The following is a 20,360-nucleotide window of genomic DNA, read 5'->3' on the forward strand; positions in this document are numbered from 1 at the left end:
TTTCGATCAAATTTTCATAAAGAAAAAAGGGTTGCTTTCCAAAATAGTAATTTATACTAACAGGTACTATGATCGAAATCAGATTATAACGTGCGAATCAAATTTTTAGTTTGCGTTTTCGATTTAAAACTTCGGAACTGCTCTGGAGTTTGATTACACATTTTTTTAAACAGCCTAACAAAATAAGAACTATCGCTATAATTAAGTTTAATCGAAATTTGATTAATGGACAGATCCGTATAAATAATTAAACGCTTAGCTTCTAAAATAATCCGATCCATCAACAGTTCTGAAGGGACTTTTGCTACTAACTTTTTACATATATGACTTAGCTGTTTTGTGCTTAAGTTCATAGCATCACTGTAAAAACCTATCGGTTTGTGTTCTATAAAATAGGTTTCTATTAATTCTTCAAAAGTATTTAACTGCACAATTTCATAATTATAAGCATATGCAGCAGATTTTTGACCTAAAAGCTTTCTGGAAAGACGAATTAAAATGGTATTTAAATACATACGAATCATTTCATGATAATCTAAATCGCGTGTATGATACTCTTTATTCATCAACTCATAAAATTTATAGACTTCTTTAGTATGTTTTTTTGTCAACCTAATATAGGGCACACTTGAATGTTTTTTAAAAAAGGGAAAACGCGATAAGTTATCATGCTTAAAATCAAGCATAAAATATTTTTTCGTAAAAAAAAGAATGTACCCATCAATATCTTTACTCATATTCCAACGATGTACTAGTCCTGGTGCCAAAACAAACATAGCTCCTGGATGTACTTCGTATTCTTTAAAATCAATATAATGCTTTCCCGCTCCTTTGGTTACTAAAAGCATTAAGTAAAAATCATGGGCATGGGGCTTTTCTATAAATAGATTTTCCTTAACATGATCGCTAAATTTTCTGATATAAAAATTACTATCAAAATCCATACAGTCACAGTAATCTTTAAAATTGGCAATATTAAAAACTGGCAGGACTCTGGGGGATTTCATAGGAATATTTTTTACATATTATTACTTAATCTTATAATGGTTAATGGTATTCAAAAAAAATTAAGGGCTACTTTATTGAAGTTAGTTAGACTTAACCCCTAAAAAGCAATCGTACTAAGACCTCATTTTTTACCCTTTAGCAAATCAATGTTACTGTGAATTAAAAGTGATATTACTTAAACTTACGTTCTTCTTCTTTTATAGCTAAGTCATTAATACTGGCGTAGCGTTTTTTCATCAAGCCATTTTCATCAAATTCCCAATTTTCATTTCCGTAAGCACGAAACCATTGGTTTTCTTTATTTCGGTATTCATACTCAAAACGTACCGCAATACGATTATCACTATGTACCCAAAGCTCTTTTTTTAGTTTGTAATCCAATTCATTCTCCCATTTATCTTTAAGGAATGCTTGTACCTCATCCCTGCCATTCACAAATTGATTTCGATTACGCCATTCGGTATCAACTGTGTAAGCCATGGATACTTTTATAGGATCTTTAGAGTTCCAACCATCTTCGGCCATTTGAATTTTCTTTTTGGCATCTTCTAAACTAAATGGTGGAATTGGGAATTTTTTTTCTGACATTTTTCTTTTAAAAATACTAATTAAAAGCAGAAAACAACTATAGTTTACATGGTATTAGCTCCCTTTGAAAAAAAATTATGCATTTCATATTTCACAGCAACTTACAACCCACAACACTAAGCTATTCACTCTTTTTCAATTCTTATTTTATGGTATTTATACCAAACAAAAAAACAGCAGCTTTGGAAAGCTATTGTTTTTTTTAAAAATATGGTGCATACTGCTCCACTCTAAAATCCAACGTAGTATATTTTGGATTTTTTTGTTTCATTTGCTTGTAGTAATCTAAGCTTCCAATACTTCGGTTGGCAGCGCCCGATGGCGCGGTTAACGAAACTGTAGTAATGATTCTGTTAGCAACCTCAACCTGATGTATTCTGGGAATTTCATTACCTACTAATGTTAAAGACAATCCATTTTCTTTTAATAATTTTCTAAAAAAATATTCTGGCCCATTTTTACTATTTCCTCCAGTAAATACTAACGTATTAATTTTAGGCTGCTGTTTTAAAATGCCAATCATGTCCCTCAACTCTACCTGTTGCATCCCTAGGTCGGAAGCATCAATTTTAGTCCTTTTACAGGAGGCTACTATGTCGCACACCCCTATGTTACGTTGTATTAAAAAATCACGTCGCTGCTCCACTGCACTTGACGAATTTTCATACACCAAGCCTAAATTAAAAATACGATCCAATATTGGCCAAAGTAACCCATTACTACTCCCATAACAAAAATCCACATCCCGTTCATTCAAATTTCCCAATGTAAACCTGGGTGGTGGCAATGTACCTACAATTAATTTTGTAGTATTTAAAGGAATAAAAGGAGCATATGGATGCGTGTGCTTGAACATGAATACAATTTACATAAAAGAATGTATTCACAAAATAAAGGTCGATTAACATTGCTGTTAATCGACCTTTTATTACTAAAAATATGGCAATGCCTATTTCTTAAAAACTACTAATTTTTTAAATCGTGAAATAGTACCCACTTCTAATTTTAACATATACACTCCCGATGGAATTTGATCAATTAAAACAGTTTCGAAAGTTCCATGATTTCCGTCAATTTTAGCTTCAACTAATGTTTGCCCTGTAAGTGATATGATACTATAATTTACTACCTGACCTTCATAGTTTGACAAATCAAGATTAATTATATGATCAGCTGGATTAGGATAAAAAGTAATTCCTCCGCTATTTCCATCTAGATCAGATAAATTTTTATTCCCTTTAGCTGCTATTAATTCAAACTTTTGGTTTGCATTTGTCTCACTCTTTTTCCAAAGTACTACTCTTTTATTAACTCCATTAGATTTATCCAACGCCAAGGCTTCACAATGTGCCGGAATTAAATAATACGTATCATTTTCTTTTTCTATTTTCCATCTTTTATGACTTCCACTAACATTTGTCCAAGTACTTACCAAAGCTCCATTAGCACACTTCGCATTAGGAACTTCTAAGTACCTATTTGATCTTACATTTTTTAATGTATGTAAGCCGTTACCGACGTGCTTTATTGCCCACATATGATCATTAAATACTTTTTTTGATGAATACATACGTACTTTATGATCATCCCAATCTGGAGCAATCACATTTTGTTTACTTAAAGTATTTTGAATAATATAGGTTCCATTTATTTGAACTACTCCAGGTGCTTCCGCCTTAGCTTTTACTTCATTTAACTTAAACTTCTGGTTGACATTAGCAGCATTGTATTGCCAGATTTTCACATTACCATTACTCCCTGAACTTTTATCTAAAGTAAATTTTGGACAGTGTACTGGTCGTAAAAAATAGTCACTTCCATTTTTAGTCACATACCATTTTTGATGATTTGCGCCACCCGAAGTCCAAGAAGTAACATTGGCATTACTGCCACATTTCCCTGCACTAACTTCTAAATAGCGTTTTGTAGCTACATTAACAATATGGTGCTCTCGCTTACCTAAAGGTATAAACTCCCATTGTTGATCCTTAGCGCCTAACACATTATACATACGCACATTATGCTTATCCCAAGTAGGTGCAATAATATTTTGTTTGCTTGTTATATTTTGAATAGTAAACACACCATCAACAGTCACATTATTTGGTTTTTGAGCAGCTGGAGATGGAGAAGGCTGAGGCGTTGGCTTACTAACTATTGGCTCCTCTGCTGGCGGTGTAATCGGTGACGGTTTTGTTGAAACCCCACTAAGTCCTGGAACACTTGCCATTTGAAAACCTGTTCCCGGAGATCCTAAAAGTACCATAGGCTTTTTAGATCGATCAATAGTTACAGACATAGCAAATGGGTAGGCCATTCCTTTATTCTGTTTTTTCCAAGTTTTACCTCCATCATTAGAAAAAAGCACCCCATTAGAATTCTTTTTATAGCCCCCAGAATGTACCGCACTAGAAGATGTTGCATATAAAATTTTAGAATTTTGAGATGCTACTCCTACCTTTCTCATATAATCATCGGTAAGTAACTTTGTCCAAGTATCCCCTCTGTTGGTACTCTTATATAATCCTTTTTTATTTCCTTTTGCCGTTACATACAGCCAATTTTTGTTATTAGGATCTGTTTTTATGTCATAAATTCCTGTGTATGGATTAAATTCCCAAAAATCCACACCAGATTTACCTTTCATTTCTTTATGACTAACATCCTTCCATGACTTTCCTGCATCGGCAGAGCGTTTTAAACCAGCTTCCCCTCCTGCATAAACGATATTTCCATTAAATTGATCTACAGCTGTAAATCTACACCCGTTACAATCATAAACTCTTGACCAATTTTGTCCATCATTAGTACTTTTATATACATCACCTTGAGCAGTCACATAAAGCGTTCTATTATTTTTAGGACTCTTACGATCCAAAGAAAGACCCGAGATTTTAGTTTTTGGCAATCCTTTGGATTCTTTCCAACTATCCTTTTGTCCTTTATTGGTACTTTTCAATACAAAAGTTGGTGTTTCCGACTTTTGTCCACTCGTTAATACTGTCCATACCACATTTCCACGTTCTGGATCCGAAACTACCGAAAAGCAATTCCCTCCTTTTCCTCCTTTCCATCCGTACTTTCCATTGTTACCACTTTCCCAGGTTTTTCCTCGGTCTAAACTTCTCCAAAAACCAATATCATACCAAGCAGTATAAATAGTATTTCGATCAACTTCACTAATATCGGCATCAACCATATTCACATTATCAAAACCAGTACTCTGCCATTTTCCTTTTGAAACCTGATTGGCATGCATTACTTTAAAGTTTTTTCCTCCATCTTTTGATCCGGTAACCCATTGAGAATTTACCCAGTAAAAATTATTTGCATTGGACAAATCATCCCCAATAGTTCTAGCTAAACCATCGGCAGTTGTTGAGTAAGTTCCTTGAATTTCTCCATGAAAAGTAGGTTCCCATTTAGCTACTTGACTTACTTTTTTAAATGTTTTTCCTCCGTTTTCCGAAACATAAGTTCCCGATCTGTCATTCCACTCTGCAAGTATTCTAGAAACAATTAATGTTATTTTAGCACTATTCTTCGGGTTTACAAAAACCTGACCTACTTGATCTTGTAATTTTTTCCAACTTTTACCTCCGTTTGTACTTTTAAATAATCTTCCTTCTTGATTATTAAACCAATGACGATTACTACAATTAGCTGCCGCTGTAGTTATGTATAATGTATTTGGATTATTGGGATCAATAGCCATATCAACAACTTCTGGATGACCTTCAAAATTAGTACTCTTAGTTAAATTAGTCCAAGTTACCCCTCCGTTGGTACTTTTATACAAATCTGCTGTAGCACAAGCTGGCCTTCCTTTTCCTGTTAACAAATACACCTCATCCGCATTTTTTGGATTTGCAACAATTTTGATAATTCTTGTTTCAGGTAAATTTGTACTTACTTTTTTCCAAGTATCACCATTGTTTGTTGTTTTCCAAACTTGAGCAACTTTTGAATTCCAATTTCCTTTGTGAAATGAAGCATAACCAATATTTGGTTTATTTGTTCCAAATTCAATATCACTTACGTAACCTTTTTCCGAAACTACTTTTTTCCATGAATTTCCTCCATCGGCAGTTTTATACATTCCACCAGTTCCTAAAAACATGATATTTCCGTTGGTTCTATGAAATCCCATTCCACCAACATGTGTATCTTCAAATCCCTTGCTTGCACCTATAACATCCCAGGATTTTCCTCCATCCTTACTTCTGTAAGCACCACTTAAGTCACTCCCAGCAAGTACAATTCCACTTTTACTGGCTCCAACACAACCGAACCAGCCTCCACCGCCAGGGTTGGTGCGCTTCCAATTATGATTTTGTCCAATTATTGTATTTATAGAAAGAAGACTTGTAAAAAGTAGTAGGCTTAGTAGCAACCTTGATGTTAAAACCCCTATTCCTTGTTTGGGTTTTTGTTTCTTTTTTGTTGTTTTTTTGTGGTCTGAATAAAATAACTCATCCCATTTTTGTGAGTGGTTTTCCATTGAGCTTTGGTTTTTATATGTTTTGTTCCTGCAAATAACGTAATAAAAGCAGGTTTTAATATTTGTAAGCATGTAAGAAAATTTGCGGCTTCACCTCCTATTTTCCTATTAAAAGATTATTTTTTTAGGTAAGAAGCAAAAGTTCAACTTAGGTCCAAAAAAAAATTAAGTACCTCATTATTTTAACTAAAAAAGTGACCTAAAACAACAACCAAATAAAAAGGATTTCAATCGAACAATTCTTTAAATAGCAGTTCCTATTAAAAAAACTAATCAATCAAATTATTGGCTATACGAAAAGTATTGGCATGAGCCTCAATAATGGTTTTTATATCGGGAGAGTAGCCTCCTCCCATTGAGCACATTACAGGAATACTATTGGCATAAAAAAATTCCAACACATAACGATCGCGCTCCATACATCCCGCTAACGAACAGGATAATTTGCCTAATTTATCACTCACTAAAATATCAACTCCAGATAAATAAAACACAAAATCGGGTTGCTCTTGTTTAAAAAGTTTAGGTAATGTTCTTTTTAATACACTCAGATAAGATTGATCATCAGTTCCATTTGGCAAGGCTATATCTAAATCTGAAATTTCTTTTCGGAACGGATAATTTTTTTCTCCATGCATGGAGAAGGTAAACACCTTTGAATTATGCTTAAATATTTCTGCTGTCCCATTCCCTTGGTGCACATCTAAGTCTACAATTAATATCTTTTTAGCTAGTTTATGGTGTAATAAATAAGCTGCAGCAACTGCTTGATCATTCAACAAACAAAAGGCCTCGCCCCTATTAGAAAAAGCATGATGCGTCCCTCCTGCTATATTCATAGCAATCCCATTTGTTATGGCATATTTACAAGCATCAATGCTACCTTGTGTAATTATTAATTCTCGATTAACCAATGTTTCAGACAATGGAAAACCAATAGCTCTCACCTCACTTTTTGGTAAATTTAATGCCCTTAAATTAAAAAAGTATTCCTCTGTATGTACGCGCAACACATCTGTTTCAGCAACTATTTTGGGTTCAAAAAAATTATCAACTGTACAGGTACCCTCATGTAATAATTGCTTAGGTAGTAAATCATATTTTTCCATTGGAAAACGATGTCCCTTTTTCAATGGATGCTCATAACATGGATGAAAAGCTATTTTTAGCAAATTATTTTTTTAATGAATTTAAGGTTATTTACCAGCACCCTCTAGGAGTTTTTGGTTCATTTTTGCAATACGCTCACGCTGTCTCAAATTTAAACCTTGTCTGTAATGTACATCTGGCGCATGATAAATTCCCGTTTTTTTCATTACAGGGTCATCAATCTCTTGACTTAAATCACAATCAAAACGTGTAAGTATCGCATGTACTCTATCTGGTCCATTTACCCAATTAAAATGCGAAAGCCCCCATGTAATTCCCTTTCCATCCTTAGTATCTGTAAAGGCATCAGGAACAAAGGGCCCTGCAGCTACTGGCATTAGACCTACAATAGATTTTATATGAAAATTCACACCATCTTCGGCATATTGTACGGTATAATGCTCATTTCCATCCTTTATTACCAATGCTGCTATTCCCGTTTTATATGGAAATAGTGTTGTTTCGTGCCCCCCCGCAATAACTGGATTAAGTGGATGTTTTTTAAATGGCCCTAAGGGATCATCTGCAATAGCTAAACCTTGCATTCTAATCAAGTTTGGATTTCCATCAAAATCAGATTTGTAATACATATAAATTTTTCCATTATGCACTAACGGATAAGGATCATGAATAGAATATTGATCCCATTCGCCTTTGGCTCCATTGGGAATAACCAATTTATGAGTCGCTGTCCAAGGACCATCGGGCGAATCTGCATACGAAACAGTTACCGGACAATCATCACCACGCTTACCACTGGTTTCCATAAAACCTTGATAATACAAATAAAATTTACCCTTCCATTTTAAAATATCTGTTGTACTCACCGAACGCCAACCTACATTTGGTTTTGCAGGCCTTTTTATAGCCACTCCTTCTTCTTTCCAAGTAAATCCATCTGTGCTGGTTGCATACCATATATCACATAAATCCCAATCAGCCGAAGGAATTACATCCGTACTTTTTGCAGCACCTCGGGGTGGTAAAGGTGTGTCTCGCTTAGTGTACCATACATAGTACTTCCCATTTTCAAAAATAACTTTTGAAGGATCACGACGGGTAATGGTACCATCCCCATTATTATTATCAAATCCCTTTAGCTCCGTATATTTAAATCGTGTAAAAAAATCATTATGCTCTGGCCTTGGCGCTGCATACATGTCATAATTACGTTCCATAGACGCGCTAAGTGGCCTATTTGGTTTTTCTTTTGGAAAAATAAAAGGAAAGGCTTTGGTCTCTTGCTTTTTTTCTTGAGCAAGCCCTATATTTTGACAAAAAAACATGACTAAAAAACAACCAATCCCTGCGCCCTTAAATAGCTTAATCATAACTAATTTATTTTCGATAATAGATGCTTAAACTTACACAATTATTTTTGAAACAAACTCATTTTAAGCAAGGCATCTTCGAGTGTTTTTATTTCCTCAAAAGTGAGCAATAAACGCAATCCATTTCGAGTTTGTTTTTCTTTCATTTTAACCTCCGATGGGTTTTGTTGTACAGCATGTAATACTTTATTAAAAATAGCACTCTGGTAAAAATCAGACTGTTGATCACTAATAAAATACCCAATCAACTTATCTTGTTTAAGCACAATTTTTTCAAGACCAATTCGTGTGGCCATCCATTTTAAACGCACACTATTTAATAAATCTTCCGCTTGAGCGGGAAGTGCTCCAAATCGATCCACTAAATCTTTTTCAAAAAGCACCAATTCCTCTTCGGTCTTTAATTTATTTAAATCCGTATACAAGCTCAAACGTTCCGAAATACTATTGATATAATCATCGGGAAATAACAATGAAAAATCGGTATCAATCTGCGTATCCTTTAAGAATACTTTTTCTTTTTGCTCATCCTTGTACAAGTCTTTAAACTCATTTTCTTTAAGTTCCTCTATGGCTTCATTTAAAATTTTCTGATAAGTATCAAACCCAATCTCATTAATAAACCCACTTTGTTCTCCTCCCAACAAATCACCAGCACCTCGAATTTCTAAATCCTTCATGGCTATTTGAATTCCGCTCCCCAATTCCGAAAATTGTACCAAAGCAGTAATTCGCTTACGTGCATCTTCGGTCATCGCGCTGTATGGAGGTGTAATAAAGTAACAGAAAGCTTTTTTATTACTTCGCCCTACGCGACCTCGCATTTGATGTAAATCCGAAATTCCGAAATTATTGGCATTATTAATAAAAATGGTATTGGCATTTGACACATCCAAGCCACTTTCAATAATCGTGGTAGAAACCAACACATCAAAAGCACCTTCCATAAAGTCCAACATCAATTTTTCCAACTGCTTCCCTTCCATTTGCCCATGACCTACAGCCACTTTGGCATCTGGAACCAAACGCTGAATCATCCCGGCAACTTCCTTTATATTTTGAACACGATTATGAATAAAAAATACCTGACCGCCACGTTGAATTTCATAGGAAACGGCATCGCGAATAGTTTCCTCATTAAAACGAATTACTTCGGTTTCAATGGGGTATCTATTAGGAGGAGGTGTAGCAATAGTTGACAAATCACGTGCTGCCATTAAACTAAATTGCAAGGTCCTAGGAATAGGTGTTGCCGTTAACGTTAAGGTATCCACATTGGCTTTTATCGTTTTTAGCTTATCTTTTACGGCTACTCCAAATTTTTGTTCTTCATCAATAATTAGCAAACCTAAATCTTTAAATTTTACGTTTTTACTGGCTAATTGATGTGTTCCTATAACAATATCAACATGTCCTTTCGCTAATTTTTCTAAGGTTTCTCTTTTCTGTTTAGCCGTGCGGAATCGATTCAAATAATCGACCGTTACTGGAAAATCTTTTAATCGCTCACTAAATGTTTTATAGTGCTGAAATGCCAATACGGTTGTCGGTACCAAAATAGCTACTTGTTTTCCATTATCAACCGCTTTAAACGCTGCTCTTACTGCTACTTCGGTTTTCCCAAAACCAACATCACCACACACTAAACGATCCATGGGCTGCTCCCCTTCCATATCCGCTTTAACAGCTGCAGTGGCTGTACTTTGATCTGGAGTATCTTCATATAAAAATGAAGCTTCTAACTCGTGTTGCAAATAACTATCTGGTGCGTATTGAAAGCCTTTCTGGAGCCTTCGCTTTGCATATAATTGAATTAAATTATAGGCGATGTGTTTTACTCTGGCTTTTGTTTTATTTTTTAAGGTTTTCCAAGCTTTTGAACCCAACTTATGAACTACTGGAACCTTGCCATCTTTGCCATTAAACTTCGAAATTTTATGCAAAGCATGTATACTCAAATACAATATATCGCGCTCTCCATATATTAATTTGATGGCCTCTTGCTTTCTGCCATCCACATCAATTTTTTGGAGTCCAGCAAATTTGCCTATTCCATGATCAATATGCGTGACATAATCGCCAATTTCTAGACTAGTTAATTCCTTTATGGTAATTGCTTGCTTTTTAGCAAAGCCATTTTTAAGGTTAAATTTATGATACCGCTCAAAAATCTGATGATCGGTATAACAGACCAACTGGGTTGTTTCATCCACAAAACCTTGGTATAATGAAAGTACCGTAGTTTGGTAATGCACCTCCTGCTCCATATCTTCAAAAATATCATGAAATCGCTTGGCCTGTTGTTCACTTACGCAACAAATAATATTGGTATAGCCTTTGGTATGATTTTCATTCAAATTTTCGATAAGCAATTCGAACTGCTTATTAAATGACGGTTGTGGTTTGTTATTAAAATTAATAACAGCCACATCCTTTGTATTAATTTTGGAAAACACGCCGCCCAATTGTACATGCTGAAAGGCATAAAGTTGATCTTTGATCAACTGAGCTTGACAAAATAATTCTTCGGGAGTGCCTCGTTTAATTTCACTATCTAGTTTTTCAAAAGCTATTTTTGCTTTCGCGAAAAGCGAATCCACCCGATCATATAGTAATTCCAAATTTTGAGTAATAATAACACTTTCTCGTGATATCGATTCAAAGAATGGCACACGACTCTCTACCTGTGTTTTGTGCTCAATATTTGGAATAATTGTAATTTTATTTACTTTATCTGTCGAAAGCTGCGAAGCCACATCAAAGGTTCGAATACTATCCACCTCATCTCCAAAAAACTCAATACGATAAGGCTCATCGTGGCTAAATGAAAACACATCTACAATACCACCTCTAACCGAAAACTCCCCCGGTTCGGCTACAAAATCCACCCGATGAAACTCATACTCAAACAATACTTCATTCACAAAATCAATACTGAGTTGGTCCCCGTTTTTGATTTTTAATGTATTCTTTTCAATAGCCTTTTTGGTGACTACTTTTTCAAAAAGCGCATCGGGATAGGTTACCAATACCAATGGCTTTTTTTTATTGTTTACCCTATTCAATACTTCTGCTCGCTGCAGCACATTTGCGTTATCTACCTCTTCTATTTGATAAGGCCTACGATAACTCCCAGGATAAAACAACAAGTTTTTCTTACCTAAAACAACTTCCAAATCATTTAAATAGTAAGCAGCTTCCTCTTTGTCATTACAAATGAGCACATGTGTTTTTTTTATATCTAAAAAACTATCTGAAACTAAAAATGACAAATACGAACCTACAATACCTTTAGCATGAACATTCTTTGAAGCCGCTAAAGCTGTATTAAATTTTTCTTGAAGCTTGGATTGCTTCAAAAGTGTAGCAATACTTTTATTATCCAAAGGTGAAATTTTTAACAAATATACTGATTCGCTTATTTTATAGTAAGCATGACTCTAAATACAATTGTTAAAAGTTCCGAATTAAATTACCTCTCAAAACCCCTAAACTTTATTAAATTAAACTTTATTTTCATTTGCCTTTAGAAATATGATACAGCAGACACATATTACGCCTATTTTAGCAGAAGAAACCATACCAGTACGCCAGCCTATGTTAAGAGCTGGACTACCTGTTTCCAGTTGCATTTTTAAAGGCGACGAATTATCATCGACACTACATTTAGGTGCATTTCACAACAACCAACTAGTTGGCGTTGTTACTTATATGCAACAACATCATAAACTTTTTAAACAAAAAAATCAATATCAATTAAGAGGTATGGCCGTTTTAACCAATTTCCAAGGCAACGGAATTGGTGAATTACTTGTCAAAAAAGGTCAAGACCTATTAAAAGAACAAAGTATTGATCTAATATGGTGTAATGCACGAAAAGTAGCTGTAGCATTTTATGAAAAAAACGCATTTTTTATTACAGGAGATCCTTTTGATATTCCAGGTGTAGGCACACATTACCTAATGTCTAAAAAAATTTGACACTTATTTTTTTACCCGATGCTCGTTTTGTTTTACAAAAGCATCCCAGCCCGAATAACTTTTTTGAGTAGTCACTCCAGATGAATTGTAAAAATGGCATACTGCGGCTGCCAAACCATCGGTTGAATCCAAATTTTTGGGCAAGCTTTTCAATTTTAGCATTTGCTGTAACATTTTTGCTACTTGCTCTTTACTCGCATTACCATTACCGGTTACTGCCATTTTTATTTTTTTGGGCAGGTACTCCGTTATCGGCACCTCTCTACTCAAGCCTGCTGCCATAGCCACCCCTTGCGCACGCCCTAATTTTAACATGGACTGCACGTTTTTACCAAAAAAAGGAGCCTCAATAGCTATTTCGTCCGGGTTATACGTATCAATTAACTCTATGGTACGTTCAAATATTTTTTTTAATTTAAGGTAATGATCCGTATATTTTGTCAATTGAAGTTCATTCAATTGTACAAACTCCATTTTTTTATGGATTACCTTAATCACTCCAAATCCCATAATGGTAGTTCCTGGATCAATACCTAATATAATACGTTCGGTTTTCAATAAATAGCTACTTATTATTATCAATAATTAAAGGAAGTTGAAATACTGACGCCACCTTAACTCCATGAACAATGGCTGGTTGTATTGGTGACACATCAAAAAGAGCTTGCTCCAACTTTTCTTTTATAAATTCAAAGTTAGCATAATCCGAAGCATTTGTCGCCGATTTTAAGATTAAGTCTCCTTTTTTACTTACTGCTATTTTTACCCAGAGTGTATCTTTTTCTACACTTTCCTCTACTATATATTCTTCTTCAAAATAACCAAGAATATGACTAGTAATTTGTTCTTCGAAACATTTTTTAGAGGCTATTTTTGTTTCAGTTTCACAGACCTCTAACAACGGATAAGTATCTAATGGGCGAGCTTTTATTTCCTTTAATTGCTGCTTCGCGATCACATGCCGATCTTTCTTTTTAAAATCAAAATAATTACAACTACACAAACCTGTAGTTAGTAGTATTAATATGATTCTATTTTTACACATGAACTTCCTTTAAGCAATGCAAACTACGTCTATTTTTTATTTATGTACAAACCCACCTAATAATTATCCATATAAATAACTAATAATAAGCAATTTAACCAAAATACAAGCAATACTTATTTACCTCAAAACACATTCAAATTCAAACTAATAGCTATCTTTAACTTAACAAAAGTTATTTTTGGAACAATTTTAGCATAGCTTTTACTATGAGTTATATAATAGAGCTTCATTATGAGTATTGATTGTTCAATATAATCAAGTGCTTGCTTAATTTTTGCATAGCACCGTTGTAGTCAAATTAAAAAGTGTAGAAAAGCCTTTTAGTTTGTGAAGATTTTGATACAGAATAGATTTTCTATTATAGATTCTAGGTTTAATTACTAATAGACTAATTACAAAAAAAGTTAATGGATATTTTTTTAACACTTACGGGGTTACTTTGTGTACTTATTGGAATTTTAGGAAGCTTTTTACCTGTGCTACCCGGCTTACCCATTAGTTGGCTTGGCTTATTATTACTCCACCTTACCAAAGCTATTCCTATTGACTACCCTTATTTGGGAATAACACTTGCCGTAGCTATACTTGTATTAGTATTAGACTACCTTATCCCAGCTATTGGCACCAAAAAATTTGGAGGCAGTAAATACGGAGTTATAGGAACTACTCTTGGCTTAATTGTTGGGTTAATAACCCCTATTCCTTTAGGTTTTATTATTGGCCCTTTCGCAGGCGCCTTTATTGGCGAAATGCTTTATAAACAAGATTCAAAAGTTGCAACAAAAGCTGCTTTTGGTTCGCTGGTTGGTTTTTTAACTTCATCATTAATGAAGTTTATCGTTAGTATTATTTATTTCTGGTTATTTATTGCTAAAACTTGGGAATTTAAAGAAGTATTATTTAGTTACTAATATTCATCACTTCCTACCAAAATCTGCAGGGATCTCACCCCAGGCTTTGGTTTCCCATTTTACAATTATTGTGGTGTAAGTATTGGCTTTTAGCCAATTTTCGGCTCTAGCCACTAAATCAAATACGGTTTTATTCTTCGCGTTAAGTGACAACTTAGTTTTGCATTTTTTTTGACGCACCCATCCCATCGCAATTCTAGAATCAGTATAAAGCAAACGGTCGCTATTATGCTTTTTTAAATACGCTAACCCATGTACTAAAGCCAAAAACTCTCCAATATTATTAGTCCCTTGTTCAAAAGGCCCTTGATGAAACAACTGTTTTTTAGTTTGCGTATCCACCCCGCGATATTCCATTTTACCGGGATTACCACTACTGGCAGCATCTACAGCTATGGAATACAAATTAGGGTCGCCTATTTTCTGTAGTTCCGCTGCACTTAATTTTGGTTTACTTGTTTTTTTCCCCACGTAATCCGCATACACACCATCAAAGGCTTTTATGGCCTCTTCTTTAGTTAAAAAAGACTTATACTGTGCCTGCGGATAATTAGAAATGGATTTTTTACAGGCATTCCAATTGCTAAAAATCCCTTCTTTATGACCTTGCCATACCACGTAAAACTTTTTCTTCGCCAAAATTAATCTTCTTTTGGATATAATAAATTTTCAATCACTTTAGGAAAATGAGCATATTCCAGTTCATGTACCTTAGCAGCTACATCATCGGGGGTATCTAATGAAGATAATGATGTGCTTGCTTGAAAAATAATTCCCCCTTCATCATAATGCTCATTTACATAATGAATAGTAATACCTGTTTCTTTTTCTTTGTTATCCACTACAGCTTTGTGTACATGCTTACCATACATCCCTTTACCGCCGTATTTAGGTAATAAAGCGGGATGAATATTAATCACCTTATTAGGATAAGCTTCAATAATATTATCGGGAAATTTCCATAAAAAACCGGCCAATACAATTAAATCTGGATCGGCATCTTTGACTATATGAAGTACCTCATGGGTAGTGTAAAAAGATTCACGATCAAAGTGCAACGCCTTTATTTTATGTTTAGCTGCACGCTGAAGCACTTTTGCATTTAATTTATTTGAAAAAACATGGGTAACTTCAGCTAAATTATTAACTTTAAAATAGTTAATAATGTTTTCAGCATTAGATCCAGAGCCCGAAGCAAAAATAACAATACGTTTCATTGTGGTATAGTAGTTGGTAGGTAACGAATGGAATATTCCAATAAAACCCTTAATTAATACGTGTAAAATTAAATAGATCGCGTATTTTTGAAAAATTAAAAATCACATTTTTTTATGTTTACGTTGTTTTAATGTAAAGTTTTATATTTTTGCGACCTAAACTAAAATTTAAAATTAGAAATTATGTCAGACATTGCATCAAGAGTAAAGGCGATAATCGTTGACAAATTAGGTGTTGACGAAAACGAAGTTGTAACAGACGCAAGCTTCACTAACGACCTTGGAGCTGATTCATTAGACACTGTAGAGCTTATCATGGAATTCGAAAAAGAATTTGATATTCAAATTCCAGACGATCAAGCTGAAAACATTGCTACAGTTGGTCAAGCAGTATCGTATATTGAGAACGCAAAATAAGTAATCTTTACATAAAAATTGTATGGAGTTAAAGCGAGTAGTAGTTACAGGTTTAGGTGCATTGACACCAATTGGTAATAATATTGAAGAATATTGGGATGGTTTAATTAATGGTAAAAGCGGAGCTGCACCAATAACACATTTTGATGCTTCAAAATTTAAAACTCAGTTTGCCTGTGAAATAAAAAACTTTAACATCAATGACTTCATGCATCGTAAAGAAGCACGAAAACTTGATAGGTTTTCACAATACGCCATGGTAGCTTCTGATGAAGCTATTGCCGACTCTAAATTAGACCTTGAACGTGTTAACAAAGCGCGAGTAGGTGTTATTTGGGGAGCTGGCATTGGCGGTATTGAAACTTTTCACAATGAAGTAAGAGACTTTACTAAAGGGGATGGAACACCACGTTTCAACCCCTTTTTCATCCCTAAAATGATTGCTGATATCGCCCCTGGTCATATCTCCATCAAAAATGGATTTATGGGTCCTAACTTTACTACAGTTTCTGCATGTGCATCATCGGCCAATGCTATGATCGACGCCTTAAACTACATCCGATTAGGTCACTGTGATGTAATTATTACTGGAGGTAGTGAAGCCGCTGTTATACAATCTGGAGTTGGAGGATTTAACGCCTTACATGCATTATCAACTAACAACGAAAACGCCGCTAGCGCCTCAAAACCTTTTGACGCTAACCGAGATGGATTTGTTTTAGGAGAAGGAGCTGGAGCTTTAGTACTTGAAGAGTATGAACATGCAAAAGCCCGAGGTGCTAAAATTTATGCTGAAGTAATTGGAGGTGGTTTATCATCTGATGCCTACCACATGACCGCACCACACCCAGAGGGAATTGGTGTTGTAGCTGTGATGGAAAATTGCTTAAAAAATGCAGGTATTACACCTGAAGAGGTTGAATTGATTAACACCCATGGAACATCTACCCCCTTAGGAGATGTTGCTGAGTTAAAAGCTATAGGTAAAGTTTTTGGTGATCATGCCAAAAACATCAATATCAATTCTACTAAATCAATGACCGGTCACTTATTAGGTGCAGCTGGAGCGATTGAAGCAATTGCTTCCATCCTATCCTTGGAACACGGAATTGTCCCTCCAACTATTAACCACACCACTCCGGACGAAAATATTGATCCAGAATTAAACCTAACACTAAACAAAGCACAAAAACGTAAAGCCAAAATTGCCATGAGTAATACTTTCGGATTTGGTGGTCATAATGCCTGTGTGTTATTAAAAAAATTAGACGAGTAATTCATTTATGAAGCTTATTCGAAAAATATTCAATTCCCGATCCAAACCAAAGGACGGGGATTTTTCTTTTTTTATACAAGATACGCTTGGTTTTAAACCCAAGGATATCTCATTTTATGAGACTGCCTTTACGCATCGCTCCTTAGGCTTACGCAATACCATTGGCAATCCCGAAAATTATGAGCGTTTGGAATTTTTAGGCGACTCCATGCTCAGTAGTGTTATTGCTTCCTATTTATACAAAGAGGTCCCTTCAGGTAACGAAGGATACCTTACCAAAATGCGTTCAAAAGTAGTAAGTAGAAAACACTTAAATGAACTTGGTAAGGACCTTAAACTCATTGACCATGTGCGCACTCAAATTCCTCCAGAACAATTTGGAATTAACATTCACGGAAATATATTTGAAGCTTTAGTTGGCGCTATTTATTTGGATCGTGGTTATGAATTTTGTGAAAGATTTATCTATTCGGCCGTAATTGGACCTTATATTGATATCGAGAGCTTGGAAGGTCAAGTGATCAGCTACAAAAGTTTACTTATTGAATGGTTCCAAAAAAAGAAGCATAATTTCAAATACGAAATATATGAAGATGACGGCATAGAAGAATTACGTCATTTTGCGGTAAAACTTTGGGTTAACCACAAAGTTATTGCTAAAGCAAGAGCCACTTCAAAGAAGAAAGCGGAAGAAAAAGTATCGAAACGCGCTTATTTTGCATTTCAAGAAAAAATTGAGAATTAAGTCAACGAAAACGTTATAAATAAATTTCTCTCCTTGAAAGATCACCAAAAGCTTTTATTTTCTTTGTATCTTGTGCGCTGTTTTATTACATCACATTTTTTAAAATGGCCATAAATAAATTAGTGCTTGACAGTTTTGAAGTTGATGCCTTTTATCTGTGTGCTATTCATGCCTCATTGCCATCTTATAAAATGGCTTTTTTATTGAATAGGCAATTGGAACTTAAATTTTCCAGAGTAAAAAATGACGTAGAAGTACTTACTCCAAAAAACATAGAGATATACCCTCGATATGTTTTTGAGGATGATCAAAATTACACCACTTTTACATTGGTAAAAAACAAATGCTTAATCTACGAAGAAATTAGTATTGAAAACACTGACTTATTTGCAGAAAGCATCACACAACAAACAACTAAAAATTTAATCCCCGAATTAAAAAGCGTGGATTATTTTTTAAAAATAGAAACTCATAATTTCAATTATTCATTGAAGTTATTAATTTCTAAAATTTTAAAAATTACACAAGTAATTACTGCATTTGCGGTTGATTACGAAACAATAAAATCTAAAAATAATCTAATATTTGAATAATGAAAGGACGTAAAAAGACTAAAATTGTTGCTACACTAGGACCTGCTACAGATAGCCGAGAAGTAATCAATGATCTTTTAGTTGCTGGAGTAAACGTATTCAGAATCAATTTTTCGCACGCTGATTACGGTGATGTTGAAAGACGTATTAAATATGTAAGAGAGCAAAATGAAGCCAATGGTTTTCACGCTGCAATTTTAGCTGATTTACAAGGGCCTAAACTTCGTGTTGGAGTTATGGAAGAAGGCACAGTGGTTAATGTTGGTGACGAAGTTACATTTCAAACAGGAGAACCTTTTGTTGGAAATGCAACAAAAGCTTACATGAACTATACACAATTCCCTAAAGATGTAAAACCTGGCGAACGCGTATTAGTTGATGATGGTAAAGTACACTTTGAAGTAGTTTCAACAAATGGAGAAGACAAAGTTGTTGCTAAAGTTACTCAAGGAGGACCTTTCAAATCTAAAAAAGGAGTTAACCTTCCTAACACAGATATTTCCTTACCTGCATTAACAGAAAAAGATGTTAAAGATGCCATTTTTGCTTGTCAGCAAGGTGTGGATTGGTTAGCACTTTCATTTGTGCGTCACGCTAAGGATGTAAAATTATTACAAGACCTTATCGCGGAACATAGTGAATATGAAATCCCTATTATTTCAAAAATAGAAAAGCCAGAAGGTGTCGCTAATATTGATGAAATTTTAGAAGTATCTGGTGGATTAATGGTAGCTCGTGGTGATCTAGGTGTTGAAATCCCTGCTCATGAAGTACCATTGGTGCAAAAAGAGTTAGTTTACAAAGCTAAATTAGCGCGTAAACCTGTTATTATTGCAACACAAATGATGGAGACTATGATTGATAGTTTAACTCCAACACGTGCTGAAGTAAATGATGTTGCCAACTCTATTATGGATGGTGCCGATGCTGTTATGCTTTCTGGAGAAACGTCTGTAGGACAATATCCTGTTCAAGTTATTCAAACGATGCGTAACATTATTCTTAGTGTAGAAAATTCTCCTTTGATTTCTGTTCCCGCTACACACCCTACGGATAACGACTCTCGTTTTATAACACACTCTGTATGCTACCATGCGGCGCATATGGCTAACGATATTAAAGCTGGAGCAATTTCAACAATAACTAATTCAGGATATACAGCGTATCAAATTTCTGCTTGGAGACCAAGTTCACACATTTTGGTATACTCTAATAATCGCAGAATTTTAGCTCAACTTAACCTTTTATGGGGAGTAAAGGCTTTTTATTATGACAACCCTACTGCTAATACCGATATTTCAATTGCCGAAGTAAATGCTTTAGCAATACAAAGAGAGTTTGTTAGTAAAGGCGACCGAATAATCAACCTTGTTGCTACTCCTTTAGCTGAAAAAGGTAATGTAAATACACTTAAAGTTACACAACTGTAATTTTAATTTATCACATATAATTATCATAAAAAAAACCTCGATTAAATTTTAATCGAGGTTTTTTTACAACTATTTGTAACTTCTTATTTTTAACCCGCATTACGTATTATACGCTTTTAATATAAATATTTCGTATATTTAAGGATGCCAAAATCATCTACTCTA

18 protein-coding genes are annotated in these 20,360 nt (G+C 34.6%); 7 read left to right on the plus strand and 11 right to left on the minus strand.

Annotation, left to right across the window (positions count from 1 at the left end; translation table 11 throughout):
- Positions 1–83: 83 nt before the first annotated feature.
- The 7 genes from KQA_RS0215400 to mfd form a co-directional block, all read right to left on the minus strand.
- On the minus strand, positions 84–1,007 hold the full coding sequence (locus tag KQA_RS0215400) for an AraC family transcriptional regulator (protein ID WP_010182389.1): 924 nt from the start codon (positions 1,005–1,007) through the stop codon (positions 84–86).
- Positions 1,008–1,179: 172 nt separating this feature from the next.
- Positions 1,180–1,596, minus strand: a complete 417-nt coding sequence (locus KQA_RS0215405; RefSeq protein ID WP_010182390.1) for a nuclear transport factor 2 family protein — start codon at positions 1,594–1,596, stop codon at positions 1,180–1,182.
- A gap of 202 nt (positions 1,597–1,798) precedes the next feature.
- Positions 1,799–2,452: a uracil-DNA glycosylase family protein gene (locus KQA_RS0215410; RefSeq protein ID WP_010182391.1), complete on the minus strand. Its 654-nt coding sequence runs from the start codon at positions 2,450–2,452 to the stop codon at positions 1,799–1,801.
- Positions 2,453–2,545: 93 nt separating this feature from the next.
- A complete protein-coding gene (locus KQA_RS0215415) occupies positions 2,546–6,097 on the minus strand; it encodes a VPS10 domain-containing protein (RefSeq protein ID WP_010182392.1) in 3,552 nt (1,183 codons plus the stop codon).
- A 269-nt stretch (positions 6,098–6,366) separates the two neighbouring features.
- Entirely contained in the window at positions 6,367–7,269 is a 903-nt protein-coding gene (locus KQA_RS0215420) for a histone deacetylase family protein (protein ID WP_010182393.1), read from the minus strand.
- A 24-nt stretch (positions 7,270–7,293) separates the two neighbouring features.
- The gene (locus tag KQA_RS0215425) at positions 7,294–8,577 is read right to left on the minus strand and encodes a glycoside hydrolase family 117 protein (RefSeq protein ID WP_010182394.1); all 1,284 of its coding nucleotides are present in this window, start codon (positions 8,575–8,577) and stop codon (positions 7,294–7,296) included.
- 41 nt (positions 8,578–8,618) lie between these two features.
- A complete protein-coding gene (gene mfd / locus KQA_RS0215430; protein ID WP_029209621.1) occupies positions 8,619–11,963 on the minus strand; it encodes a transcription-repair coupling factor in 3,345 nt (1,114 codons plus the stop codon).
- 148 nt (positions 11,964–12,111) lie between these two features.
- Between mfd and KQA_RS0215435 the strand changes: the two genes are divergently transcribed.
- Entirely contained in the window at positions 12,112–12,558 is a 447-nt protein-coding gene (locus KQA_RS0215435) for a GNAT family N-acetyltransferase (RefSeq protein ID WP_010182396.1), read from the plus strand.
- A gap of 3 nt (positions 12,559–12,561) precedes the next feature.
- On the opposite strand, the gene ruvC is transcribed toward KQA_RS0215435, so the two are convergent.
- Together ruvC and KQA_RS0215445 are read right to left on the minus strand one after the other, a co-directional pair.
- Positions 12,562–13,116, minus strand: coding sequence for a crossover junction endodeoxyribonuclease RuvC (ruvC, locus tag KQA_RS0215440; RefSeq protein ID WP_010182398.1), 555 nt, complete (start codon positions 13,114–13,116; stop codon positions 12,562–12,564).
- Positions 13,117–13,123: 7 nt separating this feature from the next.
- Positions 13,124–13,603 carry a hypothetical protein gene (locus KQA_RS0215445; RefSeq protein ID WP_010182399.1) on the minus strand — a complete coding sequence of 160 codons (480 nt, stop codon included), beginning with the start codon at positions 13,601–13,603 and terminating at the stop codon, positions 13,124–13,126.
- 410 nt (positions 13,604–14,013) lie between these two features.
- Here KQA_RS0215445 and KQA_RS0215450 point away from each other — a divergent pair, with 410 nt between their 5' ends.
- Positions 14,014–14,517, plus strand: a complete 504-nt coding sequence (locus KQA_RS0215450; protein WP_010182400.1) for a DUF456 domain-containing protein — start codon at positions 14,014–14,016, stop codon at positions 14,515–14,517.
- Positions 14,518–14,523: 6 nt separating this feature from the next.
- On the opposite strand, the gene KQA_RS0215455 is transcribed toward KQA_RS0215450, so the two are convergent.
- Positions 14,524–15,156, minus strand: a complete 633-nt coding sequence (locus tag KQA_RS0215455; protein WP_029209622.1) for a ribonuclease H1 domain-containing protein — start codon at positions 15,154–15,156, stop codon at positions 14,524–14,526.
- Between the two features lie 2 nt (positions 15,157–15,158).
- Complete coding sequence (gene purN / locus KQA_RS0215460; RefSeq protein ID WP_010182402.1) at positions 15,159–15,734, minus strand: phosphoribosylglycinamide formyltransferase; 576 nt, start codon at positions 15,732–15,734, stop codon at positions 15,159–15,161.
- A gap of 183 nt (positions 15,735–15,917) precedes the next feature.
- Between purN and KQA_RS0215465 the strand changes: the two genes are divergently transcribed.
- The 5 genes from KQA_RS0215465 (at position 15,918) to pyk (ending at position 20,195) form a co-directional block, all read left to right on the plus strand.
- Positions 15,918–16,151, plus strand: coding sequence for an acyl carrier protein (locus KQA_RS0215465; RefSeq protein ID WP_010182403.1), 234 nt, complete (start codon positions 15,918–15,920; stop codon positions 16,149–16,151).
- A gap of 22 nt (positions 16,152–16,173) precedes the next feature.
- Entirely contained in the window at positions 16,174–17,427 is a 1,254-nt protein-coding gene (fabF, locus tag KQA_RS0215470) for a beta-ketoacyl-ACP synthase II (protein WP_010182404.1), read from the plus strand.
- 7 nt (positions 17,428–17,434) lie between these two features.
- Positions 17,435–18,172: a ribonuclease III gene (gene rnc / locus KQA_RS0215475; RefSeq protein ID WP_010182405.1), complete on the plus strand. Its 738-nt coding sequence runs from the start codon at positions 17,435–17,437 to the stop codon at positions 18,170–18,172.
- A gap of 104 nt (positions 18,173–18,276) precedes the next feature.
- The gene (locus tag KQA_RS0215480) at positions 18,277–18,765 is read left to right on the plus strand and encodes an IPExxxVDY family protein (protein WP_010182406.1); all 489 of its coding nucleotides are present in this window, start codon (positions 18,277–18,279) and stop codon (positions 18,763–18,765) included.
- Positions 18,765–20,195: a pyruvate kinase gene (gene pyk / locus KQA_RS0215485; protein WP_010182407.1), complete on the plus strand. Its 1,431-nt coding sequence runs from the start codon at positions 18,765–18,767 to the stop codon at positions 20,193–20,195. Before KQA_RS0215480 ends, pyk begins: the two co-directional genes overlap by 1 nt.
- The last annotated feature ends 165 nt before the right edge of the window (positions 20,196–20,360 follow it).

Source organism: Aquimarina agarilytica ZC1 (assembly GCF_000255455.1).
Lineage (GTDB): Bacteria > Bacteroidota > Bacteroidia > Flavobacteriales > Flavobacteriaceae > Aquimarina > Aquimarina agarilytica.